The organism is Natronomonas sp. (assembly GCF_028274965.1).
GTDB lineage: Archaea > Halobacteriota > Halobacteria > Halobacteriales > Haloarculaceae > Natronomonas.
Window position 1 is genome coordinate 20,059 of the sequence record NZ_JAQCNO010000045.1, and the last position, 15,729, is coordinate 35,787.

A 15,729-nucleotide genomic window follows, 5' to 3' on the forward strand; every position below is an offset into this window, starting at 1 on the left:
GTCCGGGGTCGTCTGTGAGGACACGGCGGCGGTCGCCGGCGGGGTTTATATACGGGTCGGTACACCGCCGGATACCCGATGCGGCCCGGAGACGCCCGTTCGGGGCCGTTCGCGTCCACGAGACGCTATCGCACACCTTCCGAATCCCACAAAGCATTTATACCAAGCGTTGGACCTACGAACCGTACCCCTACCCATGGTGGCAGTATGGAGTATCCGCGTGGCCGGTGCTTGCGCTGCGCGGTGTACGACGTGGTGCCGCCGACTGCGGTGCGACAACCGATACAAACAATGACACGAGACAACAACAACAAGCTGCGTGCGGTGTTCCTCGCAGCGCTGATGTTCCTGTGGCTGTTCGCAGGGACAGTGGCGTTCGCCGGGAGTGCCGCGGCGCAGGACCGTACCATTGACGACACGAATGTAAATGGTGCATCGATCTTCCAAGGACAGGAAACTGAGTTTGACTTCAGCACGGTAAATACCACACCCAACAATGATTTCAATGTCACTGAGGGCGACACGGTTCAGATCCAACGGGTCACCGACAGAGATAGCGGTAACCCGATCACCGCAACCACGTCGCTGACTGGTTCACTGGATAGTGATAATACGACTACGTTCGAAACAGATAGTCTGCAGTCGGGTGAGTCGTACGTAATCCGATTCGAGACTACAGACGGCGATACAGGGTTCCTGGCTGCCACCGATACTATCAACGACACTACGCTCAGCAGTGGTTTCAACGCAGCAGAGTTCGGTGTCAACTCTCAGACGATGTCGACGGCCTTCGAGAACGACGACGAGGAGTCCGAAGTCAGAGCCGGAGAAGACATCGACTTTGACTTCACGTCCAACGAGCGTGCGTCCTTCTTCGTGAACGTCACGGAAGCCGACGACAACCTCGATAACGAGGACCTACAGGAGCTGTTCTTCTCGAGCGGCGGAAACAACCTCTCGAGCCAGAACCTCGCAAACCTTGAAAACCCTAATCTCGACGGCGATGATGACGCGATCCAGATCGAGATCACCGACAACAACTTCGACGAGGAGATTACCGTCGGCTCCGACATCGACGCGGGCGAGTACGAACTCGAGTTCGAGGTCAACGACACGACGGCCGAATCGACGGCCGATCTGACGATCCTCGAGGACGTCGACGCCGACGCTGACTTCGACGAGGGCACCTTCACCGAGACCCGTGGCGACATTGTCGAGATCAGCGGCACCGTCCAAGGCAACACCGATCAGGTCAACCTGACTGTCGGTACGCTGGACGATGACGGCTACCAAGCTAACGCCACTGTGGAAACGAACGACGACGACGAGTTCACGGTGCTGTTCAACACCCGGACGGCCGGGCAACAGGACATTAGCGATATCGACAGCCATCCGACTGACATCGACGAGATGACGCTCGACGATGGCGCCGTCTTCGGAACGGCCGAAGATCAAGGCGATATCATCAGCGCCGAAGAGACCGGCGGTTCGGATGACCTAGATGCGGTTCTCGCTGCGGGCACTTACGATCTCCAGTTGCAGGAGGACGGTGAGAGCGGCGACAATCTCGGCGACTTCGACGTTGCGACGATGGATCTGACCGAGCGCTCAACCGACTCGATGCAGGTCTGGCGCGCGGACGCTTCGATCTCCCCCGAAGACGAGGAGGTTGAGGACATCGACGCGATCCTCAACTCCGCCGAGGACGGAACGATCTCACAGACGAACCAGATCTCCATCGGCGACGTTGACGACAACCGCGCCAGCCGGGGAGACCTTCTCGTTCACCAGATCGGCGTCTCCGGCGTCCAGGGTGTCGGAACTGACGCGGCGGCTCTGTTGGCCAACGAGGGCAACCTGACCGTCGAGTACGAGCAGGTCGATTCGGCGCCGAATCAAGACGCGCTCGAACTCAACCTGACGGCCACCGGCGCGGGCAACTTCGATACGATCGTTGATCGTAACAACGACACCGTCTACGCCATCGTCAGCGCCGAGGACATCGTTGTCCAGCGGCCCGACGACGATAGCACTCAGACCGCCCTGCCGACCGACGAGACGTTCGAGGTGCGGTACAACGTTTCGGCGCGGTACGCGGCTGAGTTCGACCGAGACAACGTGGTTGGTGACGACGGGTTCGAACTCGGCGACGACGACCAGATCGCCTCCCAAGAGGTCAGCGTCGTCGATCGACAGGTCGAGTTCGATACGCTCAACCAGAACGTCACCGTCCCGCCGAGCGAGGACGCCGAAATCTCCGGCACGACCACCATCGCTCCGGGTACCGAGTTCGACATCCGAGCGCAGGGCACCGGTGACGCCGCGTTCCTGCGAACCGCTGACGACGTGACCGTCAACGACGACGGCACCTTCAGCGGCACGCTCGACTTCTCGGACATCGAGTCCGGAACCGAGTTCGATGCGGAGATCCGACAGCAGAACTTCGAGGACAACGGCGAGGCAGCGGGTGTCGTCGCCGAACTCGAGGGCGCTACCTTCAGCGTCTCGAACCTCGCACCGCAGGAAGCCGAGGTCGAGCAGGGTACCGCCATCGACGTGTCCGCGACGATCACCAACGAGGGTGACTCCTCCGGTAACCAGAGCGTCGCACTGACGCTCGACGGCGACGAGCTCGACTCCCAGCAGGTCGAACTCGACGCCGGTGAGGAAACCGAGGTCGCCTTCGAGGGCGTCGACACGTCCGAACTCGCCGAAGGCTCCTACGAGCACGGCATCGCGACGGACGACGACAGCGCAACCGGTACGCTGACGATCACCGTCCCGAGCGAAGGTGACGACGGCGCGTCCGACGACGGATCCGCCGACGACGGCGGCGACGGTTCCGCCGACGACGGTGAGATGGACGACGGCGCAGCCGACGACGGTGGCGACGATGGGGCCGCTGACGACGGGACCGAAGACCAGCCTGGCTTCGGTGCTGTGGTTGCGCTCATCGCGCTCCTCGGCGCTGCGCTGCTCGCAGCCCGTCGGAACGCCCAAGAGTAAGCACTAACTGACGACGACCCTCGCGGGTCCGACTCAGTCCCGCGGTTTGCGGTTGCGGCTTGCGGCTTGCGGTTTCATTTTTTGACGCGTCACGCCGGGTAGCCGCGGCGCTCCGCTTCGATCCCGCCGTCGGCGAAACCCCTCAGAGAGCAACAGTAAAGTGCCGAGAGCCGAACCCATGGGTATGGATTTCACCCCGACGGCCGAACAAAAACAGATCACCGAGATGGTCGCGGAGTTCGTCGACGAGGAGATCGTCCCCCGCGCCGCCGATATCGACAAGACCGACGAGTTCCCCGAGGACCTCGTCGCACAACTCGCCGACCTCGGACTGATGGGGATGCCGTTTCCCGAGGAGTACGGCGGCGCCGGCCTCGATTACCACGCCTACCCGGCGGCCTTAGAGGAGATCTCCCGCGGATCCGGCGGACTCGGGACGGTCGTTGCTGCGCACATCTCTCTGGCCGGCAACATGGTCTACGCCTTCGGCAACGAGGAGCAACGAGAGGAGTACCTCACGCCGCTGGCGATGGGCGAGGAGATCGGCGCGTTCGCGCTGTCGGAGGCCCAGGCGGGCAGCGACGTCCCCGCGATGGGCACGACCGCCGAAAAGGAGGGCGACGAGTACGTGATCAACGGCGGGAAGCTGTGGATCTCGAACGGCTCGGTCGCCGACACGGTCACGGTGTTCGCAAAAACCGACCCCGACGCCGGCAACAAGGGCATCTCCTCGTTCGTCGTCCGCCCCGAGGAGGACGACGGCTTCATCGTCGAGGGCACCGAGGACAAACTCGGCGACAAGGGCTGTCCGACCGCCGAACTCCGCTTTGAGAACCTCCACGTCGAGGAGTCCCGCCGCCTCGGCGAGGAGGGAGAGGGCTTCGTGCAGGCGCTGAAGACGCTCAACGGCGGCCGGATCACGATCGCCGCCCGCGGGGTCGGCATCGCACAGGCCGCACTCGACGAGGCGACCGCCTACGCCCAACAGCGCGAGCAGTTCGGCGAGCCCATCTCGGAGTTCCAGGCGATCCAACACAAGATCGCCGACATGGACACGAAGACGCGGGCCGCCCGCCTGCTCATGCACTCGGCGGCCGACAAGAAGATGAACGGCGAGGACTTCGTCAAGGAGGCCGCCCAGGCGAAACTGTACGCCTCGGAGGTCTCCCGGGAGGTCGCAAACGAGGGCATCCAGGTCCACGGCGGCTACGGGTACACGAAGGACTTCCCGGCCGAGCGCTTCTACCGGGACGCCAAGCTCAACGAGATCTACGAGGGCACGAGCGAGGTGCTGCGGAACACGATCGCGAGCGAACTGTTCGGGTGAGAACCCGGACTCCGACGGCCGTCGGCGGGCGGCTCGTCTAAACGGGAACACCCGCCCCGGGCGAGAGAGATCGACCGCGGGCGGAGGGCCGCCACCGGACGGAAAGCTTTTATCAGGCCGCCGGCGACCACTGATACCCGTGTCCAGCGAGGGGCCCTCATCGACCGCCGGTCCATCTGCTGTCGAACCGAGGCGGACAGCCGGGACCGTCGGGACGTACCTCCTCGATCGCTTCCGGATCGACACCCGTTCGCTCGCGGCGCTTCGGGTCGCACTCGGGGCGATCCTCGTCGTCGATCTGCTCCACCGGGCCGGATCGATCGGGCTGTTTTACACCGACGCCGGCGTCTACCCCGTGGCCGCCTACGAGGCGACGTACTCGCAGTTCACCGGCCTCTCCGTGCACGCCGTCTCGGGGGCGCTGTGGGCCCAGGCGCTGTTGTTCGTCTGTGCCGGGGCGTTCGCGCTCTCGTTTCTCGTCGGCTACCGAACCCGAACGACGGGGCTCGTCTCGCTCGTGTTGTTGTTCTCGTTGCAGGCGCGGAATCCGGCGGTGCTCAACGGCGGCGACCGGCTGTTGCGCGTCCTGTTGGCGGTTTCGCTGCTCACGCCGCTCGGCGAGCGGTTCTCGATCGACGCCTTGCGCCGGGGGGCGTCCCGAAGGCACGTCCGGAGTTTCGGCACGGCCGCGCTGTTGGCACAGCCGCTCGTCGTCTTCGGCGTGAACGCGATCGCAAAACACCGCGGCGAGACCTGGTACGCCGGCGACGCCCTCGAGGTCGCGATGGCGAACGACGTGATGACGATCCTCCTGGGCGAGGTCATCGCGGGCTACCCGACGCTTCTGACGGCGATGACCTACGGGTGGGTCGCCCTCCTCGCCGGGTCGACGCCGCTGTTGTTGCTCACCGCCGGGCGCCTCCGCGCGCTCGCCGTCGCCGCCTACACCGGTGCCTTCCTCGGCATGGCGCTGTCGATGACGGTCGGGCTCTTCCCGCTGGCGTTGATCGCGTCCGTCCTGCCGTTTCTGCCGGCGGTCGCGTGGCGGGTCGCCGCGCGGTACGTCCCGTCGTCGTGGCTTTCGGCCCGACCCGCGACGCCGCCGGGGCCGCTCGCGTCGCCGCCGATCGAACAGCGGGCGCTCTCGTGGCTCGAGTCGCGCGACGCGCGCGCGCCCGGGTATCTCACGGCGTACTGCCGGTCGCTCCTGACCGTCCTCGGCGCGCTCACGATCGTCTGGATGCTTCTGTTCGCCGCGGGCAACGTCTCCGCGTACGACGTGCCCGAGGGAGTCGACTACGAGACCTTGGATCAACAGCGCTGGAGCCTCTATGCGCCCGACCCGAACGACGGGTACAGCTGGTACGTCACCGAGGCTGAACTCACAGACGGCACGACGGTGAGCGCGGTCGCCGAGGGCAACGTGAGCTTCGATCGCCCGCCCGACCCCGCCGCCGAGTACGAGACGTTCAGACACCGCAAACACATGCAGGCGGTCCGGAGCTCCGCGGCCGACGATCCGGGCGTCATCGCGACCAGTTACGCCGAGTGGGCCTGCGGACGGGCGGGCGAGATCCACGGGCGATCCGCCGAGACCGTGACCGTCTACCGGCTCTACCAGCCGAGCCCGATCAACGGCACCTACGAACAGCGACACCTCATAGAGATCCTCGAACACGAGTGCGCGTCGTCGTCCGCCTAGTCCGCTTTCTCGACGTGGTCTTTCATCCACTCGAACTGCGTCTCGACGGCGCCTTTGCCCGCCGCGCTCAGCGAGTAGACGTCCTCGAGGCCCTCGACGCGCTTTTCGAGAAACCCGTTCGATTCGAGGGCCTCGACAGCCCCGTAGAACCGGTCGGGCGTGACGCGGCGGTCGTACTTCGCCTCGATGGCCGATTTCAGCGTCTGTGCGCGCTCGCTGTCGCCGTACAGCAGGACGCAGATGTCCCGACGGAGCCCGCTGGTGAGCCACTCCATACCGGGCTCTCGGAAAGCACGGACAAAGACCCACCGGACGGAGACTCGGACGATGCGACCGCAACCGATAGCTTTCCGACCGCGGGCGCCATACGTGGGGTATGTCGAGTGCTGAATCCGACGGGATCACGGCGACGTACCGCGAGACGGACGAAGAACGGCTCTTGGAGTTCGACCGCGACGGTGACACGGCGGCGATCGCACAGAACGTCGAGGGCTACGCCATGCTGAAGGTGCGCCCGACGGCGGGGGGCGACGAACTCGAGCGGTACTACGGCTTCGACATGGCGCTCGATCACGCCGCGGAGCTGCTCGGCGTCCGGCCGAACGACCTGCCGGTGCCCGAGCGGGCGGCCGACATGGGGATGTGAACACAACGTGCGGGGCGGGTGAGTGTTCCGCGCCGCCGTTTCGGGTCGGTCCGCCGGAATCTTCGATCGGTCGGTAGCTATTTGTCTCTCGTGGGGCTTTGAACCGGTATGGACGCCCACACCGTGATCGAGGACTGGGAGAGCGAGCCCTTCGACGGGGGGCTCGCCGCACTCGGCACCCGTGGGTTCGACGGCGCGGTCGAGGCCGCCGGGACGTGGCTGTTCCTCCGCGGCGGCGACCCGATCGCCGTCCTTGAGGACCTCGACGGCGGCCCGGCGGGGGACGTCGACGCCCTCGAGGGCGCCTCGGGACGGCGTCACGCCGCGCCGGACACCGCGTCCGCGACGCTCGCAGCCATGTTGGCGCTCGGCGGCGAGGTCCGCGGCAGGTACTTCAGTGACGACACGCCGCTGTCTGCCGTCCACGACACGCTCTCGGATGGGGGGTTCACCGGGTACGTCGAACTCTCCGAGAACGTCCTCAGCGGGGACTACTACTACGTCTACGTCGAGGGCGCGGTCGAGCACGTCGGCTTCGTCGGCTCGGGGCGACACGTCGGCGGCGAGGAGGCAAAACGGACGGCCGAGGACGAGGTCGGGATCTACGCCGTCGTCGCCGTCTCGCTGGACGACCTCGAGTTGCCGGCGCCGGCCTCCGGGTCGGACCCCGACTCCGAATCTGGCTCCGAGTCGGACTCCGACCCTAGGTCCGAATCCGAGTCCCCCACCGCGACGCTCGGGGGCGACGGGAACAGTGCTACGGACGCCGGCCTCGGCGCCGACACCGACTCCGTCTCCTCGCTCGGCGGTTCGGACTCCGATACCGACCCCGACCCTGACGCCGACGAGGGATCCACGATCGGATCGGGGCGCGATCCGGGCGGCGATTCCGGCTCTATCTCGGGGTCTCTCTCCGATTCCGATCCCGACTCCGGTTCCGTCCCCGATTCGGGCGATACGATCGCGTCCGACGCCGCGTCCCGGGACGGCGCCGACACCGAGTCCGCCTCGGAGCCCGTCTCAGAACCGCCCGCCGACAGCGCGTCCCCCGACGGTGCGTCCCCTGACGGCGCATCCACCGACGGCGCGTCCGCCGAAGCCCGGTCTGCGAGCGGTGGTGCCGACGCCCGCGACCCGTCAACCGACGGCGCCGAGGAGACCTCCCGGACGGCGGACACAGAACGGGACCGAACCGCGAACGCCGGACCGAACGACACCGGAGAGGGCGACGCCTCGCCGTCGGCCTCCCCCTCGTCCGCCCGCCCGTCGGCGTCGCTGTCCGACTCGGCGTCCCCCTCGAAGCGCACGGACGACGGCGGCGATCCCGGGGGCATAGACGGCCTCGAAACGCGACAGGTCCCGTCGCTAGATCCTGAGCGGAGCAGCGTCGGCGACGGCGCCGACACCGACACCGGAACCGACCCGACGGCGGACGCGGCCGCGCGGCCGTCTCCGTCGTCCGGCGGACGCGGCGACGCTTCGGACGCGGCGACGCCCGACCGGTCCCGAAACGCGAGCGACGACCGCGCCCGCGAGAGCGACCCCGCCGGGGACGGACGGACAGCGGAGGGGCGTTCGGACGCCGACCCCCGCCCCGAGCACGACGAGCGGATCGCCGAATACGAGGCCCGGATCGAGGACCTCGAGTCCCGACTCGCCGAGCGCGAGGAGCGGATCCAGGAGCTAAACGCCGAGTTGCGAAGCCTCCGGTCGGAACGGGACGACCTCGAGGCCGAACTGGAGGCCGCCGACGCCTCCGGCGCTGTTGGGGCGGACGCCGAGATGACGCCGACGGACGCGCTCGCCGAAACGAGCCTGTTCGTCCGCGAGCGGACCCGCGGCGAGGACACCCTCGCGGACGCCCACGACGGCCGGACCGACCGGGAGGCGGTGGCGAAGAACGTCCACATCGAGCATCATACGACCTTCGAGTCCGAGGCCGTAACCGTCGAGGGCGAGCCCTTCGAGGCGTGGCTCGAGGGTTCGGACCCCTACGCGTTCGTCGAGTGGCTCGTCACCGAGTTGCTCTTCGGGATCCGTTCGACGGGCGCAGCCGAGGGGCTCGGCCCGCTCTACGACGCGCTTCCGGCGGTCGATCGGATCGGGTTCGGCGAGACGCTCACCGCCGGGTCGGGCACGGAGGGCCGCGAGATCACCTTCGATATCGTCCTCAGAGACCGCAAGGGCAACCCGCTCGTCGTCGCCCACTACGACCAGGACCGCGACCCGACGTACGCCGAGACGATCGAACCGTTCGTCGCCGACTGCTCGGACGTCTGTGAGGCCAACGGGACGCTCGCCGCCGCGATGGTCGTCACGTCGAGTTACTTCGAGGCCGACGCGATGCAGGCGACCGAGGAGGCGACGAGCACGAGCCTGCTCTCGCGGAGCACACACCGCAGTTACGTGAAGCTCTCGCGGTCGAACGGGTACCACCTCTGTCTGATCGAGGCCCGCGACGGCTCGTTCAACCTCACCGTTCCGGAGCTGTGAGCGCGAGGAGAGGAGCGACCGAACCCGGACGCCACCGACGGCGCGGCCGCTCGGCGCGTTCTATCAGCGAGTGCGAAAACGGATCAGCCCTGGATCTCCGGCACGTCGTCGATCTTCATCCCTTCGAGTTTGTCGATGATGTCGTCGACCTTCGAGTCGAGGTCGTCGACGAACGCCTCCGTGTCCTCCGTCGTGATGGCCCCCTGGCTCGACGGCTCGATGAGGTTCTCTTCCTCGAGCACCCGCAGCGAGTACCGGACCTTGTGGTGAGGGTACCCCGTTTCGTTCGACATCTTGACGATCCCGATCGGCTCGCTCTCGATGACCATCCTGAGGACGCGGAGATGACGCTCCAGCATGTCTACTTCCTTCTCAAGTCTGTCTATCATGGCATTTGTTAACTTGTGGTTAGGGGATTTAAATGTTGCTGTCGGATCGGGCGCTCCGCGTCCGAACGCGGACTACGCCGAAGCGTTCACATGGCCCATATAAATCTCTTGTGACGGTCCGCACCGGCGGCCGACCCCTCGCGTGCGTTCTCTAGACCGTAATCTGTTTACCTGCTACAAGGGAAGATGGGTCCGATGACCGTAACCATCGTCGGCTCGCAGCTCGGCGACGAGGGCAAAGGGGGCATCGTCGACGTGTACGGCGATGCCGTCGACGTCGTCGTGCGTTATCAGGGCGGCGACAACGCCGGCCACACCGTCGTCTACGAGGGCGACGAGTACAAGCTCTCGCTCGTCCCCTCGGGCGCCGTCCGCGGGAAGGTCGGCGTCCTCGGCAACGGCTGTGTGGTCAACCCCGCGACGCTGTTCGAGGAACTCGACGCGCTCGCCGACCGCGGCCTCTCGCCGGACGTCCGCATCGCCGAACGTGCCCACGCCATCCTGCCGTACCACCGCGTTCTCGACGGCCTCGAGGAGGACGTCAAGTCCGACGACGACCTCGCCGCGGGGACGACCGGCCGCGGGATCGGCCCGACCTACGAGGACAAGGCCGGCCGTCGCGGGATCCGGATCGGTGATCTCCTGGCCCCGGCGACGCTCCGGGACCGCCTGGAGTACGTCGTCCCGCAGAAACGCGCCCTCGTCGAGGACGTCTACGACCTCGAGATCGGCGAGGACGTCGACGGTACGGCCTTCGACGCTGATGACCTCTTCGAGACCTACCGGGCCTTCGGCGAGCGGATCGCCGCGGAGGACATGGCGGTCAACTGCGGGGCCTTCCTCAACCGCCGACTCGAGGCCGGCGACGAGGTCATGTTCGAGGGCGCACAGGGCACCTCGATCGACATCGACCACGGGATCTACCCCTACGTCACCTCCTCGAACCCGACCGCCGGCGGGGCCGCCGTCGGCAGCGGCGTCGGCCCGACCGTCGTCGGCGGCGGCGAGGTGATCGGGATCATCAAGTCGTACCTCTCGCGGGTCGGCACCGGGCCGTTGCCGACCGAACTCGGCTCGGTCGCGGGGCAAACGCCCGGCGCCGAGGACGACGGCACCGTGGACGGAGACGCCGCCGACGAGGACACCGATCTGGCGACGTACATCCGCGACGAGGGCGGCGAGTACGGCACCGTCACCGGCCGCCCGCGCCGCGTCGGGTGGCTCGACATGCCGATGCTGCGACACGCCACGAACACCAACGGCTTCACCGGCCTCGCGGTCAACCACCTCGACGTGCTCGCCGGCCTCGAGACGGTCGCGGTCGGCCACGCCTACCGACTCGACGGCGAGACGCTGTTGACGATGCCGCCGACCACCGAGCGGTGGGGCGACTGCGAGGCCGAACTCCGCCGGTTCGACGGCTGGCCCGAAGCCGAGTGGGGCGCGATCGCCGAGGCGGGCTACGAGGCCCTCCCGGAGAACGCCCGCGCGTACCTCGAGTACATCTCCGCGGAACTCGACACGCCGATCTACGCCGTCGGCGTCGGCCCCGGACGCGAGGAGACGATCGTCGTCGAATCGCCGTTCTGACCGGCCGTCACCGCAGCCACGGGAGCCGCCGCTGTACCCGCATGGCGCCGTTCAACAGCCTCGCGAACAGGCGGTAGGGCACGCCGGTCGGCGGCGAGAGCCCGCCGTACTTCTGGACGGCGACCGTCTGGGACTCCGTAAAGCGGTACAGCCCCTCGAGGCCGTGGCGGCGGCCGATCCCCGACTCCTTCATCCCGCCCATCGGGGCGTCGAGCGAGGCCCACGCGGCCGCGTAGCTCTCGTTGACGTTGACCGTCCCGGCCTCGATCTCGGCGGCGATCTCACGGCCGCGCTCGGTGTCGTCGGTCCACACAGACGCGTTCAGCCCGTAGACGGAGTCGTTGGCGCGCTCGATCGCCTCGGCGTCGGTCTCGTAGGGGTACAGCGACACGACGGGACCGAACGTCTCCTCGTTGAACAGCGCCATCGACCCCTCGACGCCGGTCAGAAGCGTCGGCTCGTAGAAGTACGGCCCCACGTCCGGACGCTTCCGTCCGCCGGTCAGGACGGTCGCGCCCTCGCGTTCGGCCTCGGCGACGTGTCCGGCGACCTTCTCGAGGTGACCGGCCGATATCAGACTCCCCATCCCGAGGTCGAACTCGTAGCCTGCGCCGAGGTCGATCGACTCGACGGCCTCGCAAAACGCCGCGACGAAGCGATCGAAGACGTCCGCGTGCACGTAGAGCCGCTCGATCGACAGACACAGCTGCCCGGCGTTGCTGAAACAGCCCCGGAGCAGCCCCTCGACGGCTCGCTCGATGTCGGCGTCCGCCCGGACGATCCCGGGGTTCTTGCCGCCGAGTTCCAGCGAGCAGTCGGTCAGCGTCCCGCCGGCGCTTCTGGCGACGGCCCGACCCCCCGCCGTCGACCCGGTGAAACAGACGTAATCGGCCGCCTCGACGACGGCCTCGCCGGTCGCTCTCTCGCCCGTGAGCACCTGAAAGGCCGTCTCGGGGACGCCGGCCTTCCGGAGCAGCGCGGCGGCTTTCAGCGCGGTGTAGGGCGTCTCGGGTGCGGGTTTGAGCACGACCGCGTTGCCGGCCAACAGCGCGGGGATCGCATCGCCCACCGAGAGGTTGAGCGGGTAGTTCCACGGTGAGACGATCCCGACCGTCCCGACCGGGTGGTGGTGCACCTCGGTTTCCGTCGCGCCCGGCAGCGCGCCCCGCCGGGGTTCGGTCTCGAGCGCCGACGCCGCCCGGTAGGCGTAGTACCGCGCCGTCGCCGCGATGTCGAGGACCTCCTCGTGTGCGTCCCGTCTGGCCTTCCCCGTTTCGGCCTGCACAACGTCCATGATCGCCGCCTGGTCGTCGAGGACGAGATCGTGAAACCGAACGAGGGCGTCGGCGCGCTCCCCGGCGGTCGTCTCGCGCCACGCGCTGTCGGCCGCGCGATCGAACGCCGCCTCGACGTCGTCCGGTTCGCACGCCGGCACCCCGCCGATCGCGTCGCCCTCGAAGGGCGCCTTGACGGCGATCGCCTCCCGGTCGCCGACCGTCCGCACGAGCGCGGCGAGGCCGTCGATGGCGGCGGGGCGGTCACCGCTGTGCTCGGGGGCGGCGGACTCGGTGGCTGTCATACCCGCTGGTAGGAACGAGCGAGTGATAACGGTGCTGCACGCGCCGATCGGGGGCCGGTCCCGTCAGTGGATGCCGAGCGCCTCGATCTGCTCTTGGTACCGGTTGCGGATGGTGACCTCGGTCACCTGGGCGACCTCGGCGACCTCGCGTTGGGTCTTCTTTTCGTTGCAGAGAAGCGACGCGGCGTAGATCGCCGCCGCGGCGTAGCCCGTCGGGGACTTCCCGGAGAGCATGCCCTTCTCGGCGGTCACCTCGATGATCTCGCGGGTCTTCTGTTCGACCTCCTCGCTCAGGCCGAGCTCCGAGCAAAACCGAGGGACGTACTGGACGGGGTCGACGGGCTCGAGCCCCAGGGACAGCTCCTGGGCGATATAGCGGTACGTGCGGCCGATCTCCTTTTGCTCGACGCGGGCGACCTCCGCGACCTCGTCGAGGCTGCGTGGGATGCCCTCCTGTCGGCAGGCGGCGTACAGCGCCGCGGTGGCGACGCCCTCGATCGAGCGCCCGCGGATCAGGTCGTCATCCAGGGCGCGGCGGTAGATGACCGAGGCGACCTCCCGTACCGACCGCGGGACGCCGAGCGCCGAGGACATGCGGTCGATCTCCGAGAGCGCGAACTGGAGGTTCCGCTCGCCGGCGTCCTTCGTTCTGATCCGCTCTTGCCACTTGCGGAGCCGGTGCATCTGGGAGCGTTTCTCAGAGGAAATGGACCGCCCGTACGCGTCCTTGTCCTTCCAATCGATCTGCGTCGTCAGTCCCTTGTCGTGCATCGTCTGTGTCGTCGGCGCGCCGACCCGGGACTTCGATTGGCGTTCGGAGTGGTTGAACGCCCGCCATTCGGGGCCTCTGTCGATGTTCTCCTCCTCGACGACCAACCCGCAGTCCTCACAGACGAGTTCGCCGCCCCCGTCTGCGCTGCGAACCAGCGAGTCGGACTCGCACTCGGGACAGCCGGTCTCGTCTTCCGTCTCCGTCTCCGCCTCGCTTTCGGTGGTGCGCTCTCTTTGACGGGTAGGCCCTGGCATTATACTTATATGAATTGCCTACTCCACATATAAATGCTTTGCACACCTGACCGCTTGCCCGTTCGCCGCCGCCCCCTCGACAACGACAAGGCCTTTTTCGATCCCAGGGATCGGGCCGGTATGAACTCGTCGACGCGGGGACACACCGGAGCGATCGCCGCCTGCCTGTTCGTTCTGTGTCTCGTCCCCGTTGGCGCCCCCGCCGCCCAGCCCTCGACGCCGATCGACGGCGAGCCCGGCGACCGGCCGGTCACGGTCACCGTCACGGTGAGCGACGAGTTCGGCGCGATCCGGACGGAGACGGCGACGGTTCCGATCCGGCCGACGACCGTCGAGGAGCAGGGCCCGCGCTCGTGATCGCGCTTGCGGTCTGTGCGCTCGCGGCCCGGCGCTACCGGTAGCGCCGCCCGGTTTTTTTATCGGGCGTCCGTACCGTTCGCATGGAGCTACGGATCGATCACGTCACCGTCGCCGCGAGCGCCTTAGAGCCGCTCGTCGACGCGTTCGAAGCGGCCGGGCTCGGAACCGCCTACGGCGGCACGCACTCGAACGGCGTCACGCACATGTCGCTTCTCGGCTTCCGCGACGGCAGCTACGTCGAGCTCGTCTCGACGGTCGAACCCGGGGCCGACTCGCCGTGGTGGGACGAGCCGATCCGACGCGATGGCGGGCCGTGCGCGTGGGCCATCGAGGTTGAGGACATCGACGCGGCGACGGCGACGCTTGAGGACCGCGGCGTCGACACCGACGGCCCGACCGCATACCGCCGCGTCACCGACGACGGCACCGTCGTCGAGTGGGACCTCACGTTTCTGGGCGACGGCGACCCCGGCTCGACGCTGCCGTTTCTCATACGCGACCGGACGCCCCGGGAGCGCCGCGCGAGCCCGACCGGCGAGATGGCGTCCTCGCCGATCGTCGGCGTCGACACGGTCGTCGTCGGCGTCGCCGACCCGGACGCCGCCGCCTCGCGCTTCGAGACCGCCTTCGACCTCGCCGAACCGACCCGGGGCGAACTCGTCGGACCGGCCTCGGGCGGCGACGCCGTCGCCGACGTCGCCGTCTTCGAGGACGCGCCGGTGGCGCTGGCGCGGCCCCGCGGTCCGGGAGCCCTCGCCGACCGCATCGACTCGTTCGGCCCGCTGCCGTTCGCGTACGTGCTTGGCTGTGAGGCCCTCGAGGGGCGCTCCGAGGACCTCGCCGCCGGCTCGCTCGCCGGCCGTACGGTTGGGTGGATGCCGGTGTCGGACCCGGTCGGGTACCGGTATCTCGGCCTCGCGGAACCGACCGGCTGAGCCGCGCCGAGTGCCGTTCGAGGCTCCGAACCGTCCCGTACGCACACACGTTCCGACTGTCTTGGTCGCGGTGACGTAGCTCCGGGGGGGCAAAAGCGGATCGTCGTCGGCCAGCGGCTCCGTCCGGAGCACGTCGAGTGCGGTGCGCTCAAGCGTCCCCGCGTCGAGCGCCTCCACGAGAGCGTCGTCGAAGACGCCCCCGCGGGCGGTGTTGATCAGGTATCCGCCGTCGAGCGCGGCGAGTTCGGTCGCCCCGACCATCCCTTCTGTCCGCCCCGTCAGCGGCACGTGTAGCGTCACGAGGTCGGCGCGTTCGAACACCGCGTCGCCGCCGACGAACTCGACGCCGGCGTCCGTCATCGCCTCCCGCTCGGTCGCGGCGTCGAGATCGACGTGGTCGTACCCCGACCCGTGGACGGCGATCGCCGCCAGCGCGTCGGCGCCTTCGAGCGCCGCCGCCGTCACCTCGCCGGTCCGGATGAGGGCGGCCTCGACGCCCGAAAGCGCCGCCGACAGCTCCTCGTCGGCCCGGACGCGCACCGATCCGGCCGGCAGTTCGAACTCCCTGACCGCGTACGCGTCGCCGAGCGCGCCCTCGAGGGTGTCGATCTCGATCGGGTGTGACTCGCTCGTGACGGCGAGAACGTCGGGCATGGGTCGAGTGATGCGTCGACGG

Annotated in this window: 13 protein-coding genes and 1 pseudogene; 9 read left to right on the top strand and 5 right to left on the bottom strand. The window is 67.9% G+C overall.

The annotated features are described in order from the left end of the window. The first annotated feature begins 291 nt into the window (after nt 1-291). From Q0916_RS05975 to Q0916_RS05985, 3 genes are all read left to right on the top strand, one after another. Nucleotides 292-3,006 carry a BGTF surface domain-containing protein gene (locus tag Q0916_RS05975; protein WP_299235674.1) on the top strand — a complete coding sequence of 905 codons (2,715 nt, stop codon included), beginning with the start codon at nt 292-294 and terminating at the stop codon, nt 3,004-3,006. Between the two features lie 184 nt (nt 3,007-3,190). Beyond that, on the top strand, nt 3,191-4,333 hold the full coding sequence (locus tag Q0916_RS05980; protein ID WP_299235676.1) for an acyl-CoA dehydrogenase: 1,143 nt from the start codon (nt 3,191-3,193) through the stop codon (nt 4,331-4,333). Nucleotides 4,334-4,472: 139 nt separating this feature from the next. After that, entirely contained in the window at nt 4,473-6,035 is a 1,563-nt protein-coding gene (locus Q0916_RS05985) for an HTTM domain-containing protein (RefSeq protein WP_299235678.1), read from the top strand. Here the strand turns inward: Q0916_RS05985 and Q0916_RS05990 are convergent. Continuing rightward, complete coding sequence (locus Q0916_RS05990) at nt 6,032-6,310, bottom strand: PadR family transcriptional regulator (RefSeq protein ID WP_299235680.1); 279 nt, start codon at nt 6,308-6,310, stop codon at nt 6,032-6,034. The two genes, Q0916_RS05985 and Q0916_RS05990, sit on opposite strands and share 4 nt — an antisense overlap. A 101-nt stretch (nt 6,311-6,411) precedes the next feature. Here Q0916_RS05990 and Q0916_RS05995 point away from each other — a divergent pair, with 101 nt between their 5' ends. Then, a complete protein-coding gene (locus Q0916_RS05995; protein WP_299235682.1) occupies nt 6,412-6,681 on the top strand; it encodes a DUF7111 family protein in 270 nt (89 codons plus the stop codon). 108 nt (nt 6,682-6,789) lie between these two features. Next, nucleotides 6,790-9,174: a DUF7527 domain-containing protein gene (locus Q0916_RS06000; protein ID WP_299235684.1), complete on the top strand. Its 2,385-nt coding sequence runs from the start codon at nt 6,790-6,792 to the stop codon at nt 9,172-9,174. A gap of 83 nt (nt 9,175-9,257) precedes the next feature. Here the strand turns inward: Q0916_RS06000 and Q0916_RS06005 are convergent, their stop codons facing one another. Beyond that, complete coding sequence (locus tag Q0916_RS06005; protein WP_299235686.1) at nt 9,258-9,563, bottom strand: hypothetical protein; 306 nt, start codon at nt 9,561-9,563, stop codon at nt 9,258-9,260. A gap of 195 nt (nt 9,564-9,758) precedes the next feature. On the opposite strand from Q0916_RS06005, the gene Q0916_RS06010 reads away from it, so the two are divergent. After that, a complete protein-coding gene (locus tag Q0916_RS06010; RefSeq protein ID WP_299235689.1) occupies nt 9,759-11,153 on the top strand; it encodes an adenylosuccinate synthase in 1,395 nt (464 codons plus the stop codon). A 7-nt stretch (nt 11,154-11,160) separates the two neighbouring features. On the opposite strand, the gene Q0916_RS06015 is transcribed toward Q0916_RS06010, so the two are convergent. Then, a complete protein-coding gene (locus tag Q0916_RS06015; RefSeq protein WP_299235692.1) occupies nt 11,161-12,732 on the bottom strand; it encodes a succinic semialdehyde dehydrogenase in 1,572 nt (523 codons plus the stop codon). Between the two features lie 63 nt (nt 12,733-12,795). After that, complete coding sequence (locus Q0916_RS06020) at nt 12,796-13,758, bottom strand: transcription initiation factor IIB (protein ID WP_299235695.1); 963 nt, start codon at nt 13,756-13,758, stop codon at nt 12,796-12,798. Nucleotides 13,759-13,878: 120 nt separating this feature from the next. On the opposite strand from Q0916_RS06020, the gene Q0916_RS06025 reads away from it, so the two are divergent. Together Q0916_RS06025 and Q0916_RS06030 are read left to right on the top strand one after the other, a co-directional pair. Further along, nucleotides 13,879-14,115, top strand: a complete 237-nt coding sequence (locus tag Q0916_RS06025) for a hypothetical protein (protein ID WP_299235698.1) — start codon at nt 13,879-13,881, stop codon at nt 14,113-14,115. A gap of 83 nt (nt 14,116-14,198) precedes the next feature. Continuing rightward, a complete protein-coding gene (locus Q0916_RS06030; protein WP_299235700.1) occupies nt 14,199-15,053 on the top strand; it encodes a VOC family protein in 855 nt (284 codons plus the stop codon). Nucleotides 15,054-15,200: 147 nt separating this feature from the next. On the opposite strand, the pseudogene Q0916_RS06035 reads toward Q0916_RS06030, so the two are convergent. Next, nucleotides 15,201-15,533: pseudogene (locus Q0916_RS06035) on the bottom strand (NAD(P)-dependent oxidoreductase); the annotation flags it as partial. On the opposite strand from Q0916_RS06035, the gene Q0916_RS06040 reads away from it, so the two are divergent. After that, nucleotides 15,465-15,677, top strand: coding sequence for a hypothetical protein (locus tag Q0916_RS06040; protein ID WP_299235703.1), 213 nt, complete (start codon nt 15,465-15,467; stop codon nt 15,675-15,677). The pseudogene Q0916_RS06035 and the gene Q0916_RS06040 overlap by 69 nt on opposite strands. The last annotated feature ends 52 nt before the right edge of the window (nt 15,678-15,729 follow it).

Bases quoted from the DNA above. Each gene is read 5' to 3' on its own strand.
- Q0916_RS05975 (WP_299235674.1), top strand. From the start codon at position 292: ATGACACGAGACAACAACAACAAGCTGCGTGCGGTGTTCCTCGCAGCG.
- Q0916_RS05980 (WP_299235676.1), top strand. From the start codon at position 3,191: ATGGATTTCACCCCGACGGCCGAACAAAAACAGATCACCGAGATGGTC.
- Q0916_RS05990 (WP_299235680.1), bottom strand. From the start codon at position 6,310: ATGGAGTGGCTCACCAGCGGGCTCCGTCGGGACATCTGCGTCCTGCTG.
- Q0916_RS05995 (WP_299235682.1), top strand. From the start codon at position 6,412: ATGTCGAGTGCTGAATCCGACGGGATCACGGCGACGTACCGCGAGACG.
- Q0916_RS06000 (WP_299235684.1), top strand. From the start codon at position 6,790: ATGGACGCCCACACCGTGATCGAGGACTGGGAGAGCGAGCCCTTCGAC.
- Q0916_RS06005 (WP_299235686.1), bottom strand. From the start codon at position 9,563: ATGATAGACAGACTTGAGAAGGAAGTAGACATGCTGGAGCGTCATCTC.
- Q0916_RS06010 (WP_299235689.1), top strand. From the start codon at position 9,759: ATGACCGTAACCATCGTCGGCTCGCAGCTCGGCGACGAGGGCAAAGGG.
- Q0916_RS06015 (WP_299235692.1), bottom strand. From the start codon at position 12,732: ATGACAGCCACCGAGTCCGCCGCCCCCGAGCACAGCGGTGACCGCCCC.
- Q0916_RS06020 (WP_299235695.1), bottom strand. From the start codon at position 13,758: ATGCCAGGGCCTACCCGTCAAAGAGAGCGCACCACCGAAAGCGAGGCG.
- Q0916_RS06025 (WP_299235698.1), top strand. From the start codon at position 13,879: ATGAACTCGTCGACGCGGGGACACACCGGAGCGATCGCCGCCTGCCTG.
- Q0916_RS06030 (WP_299235700.1), top strand. From the start codon at position 14,199: ATGGAGCTACGGATCGATCACGTCACCGTCGCCGCGAGCGCCTTAGAG.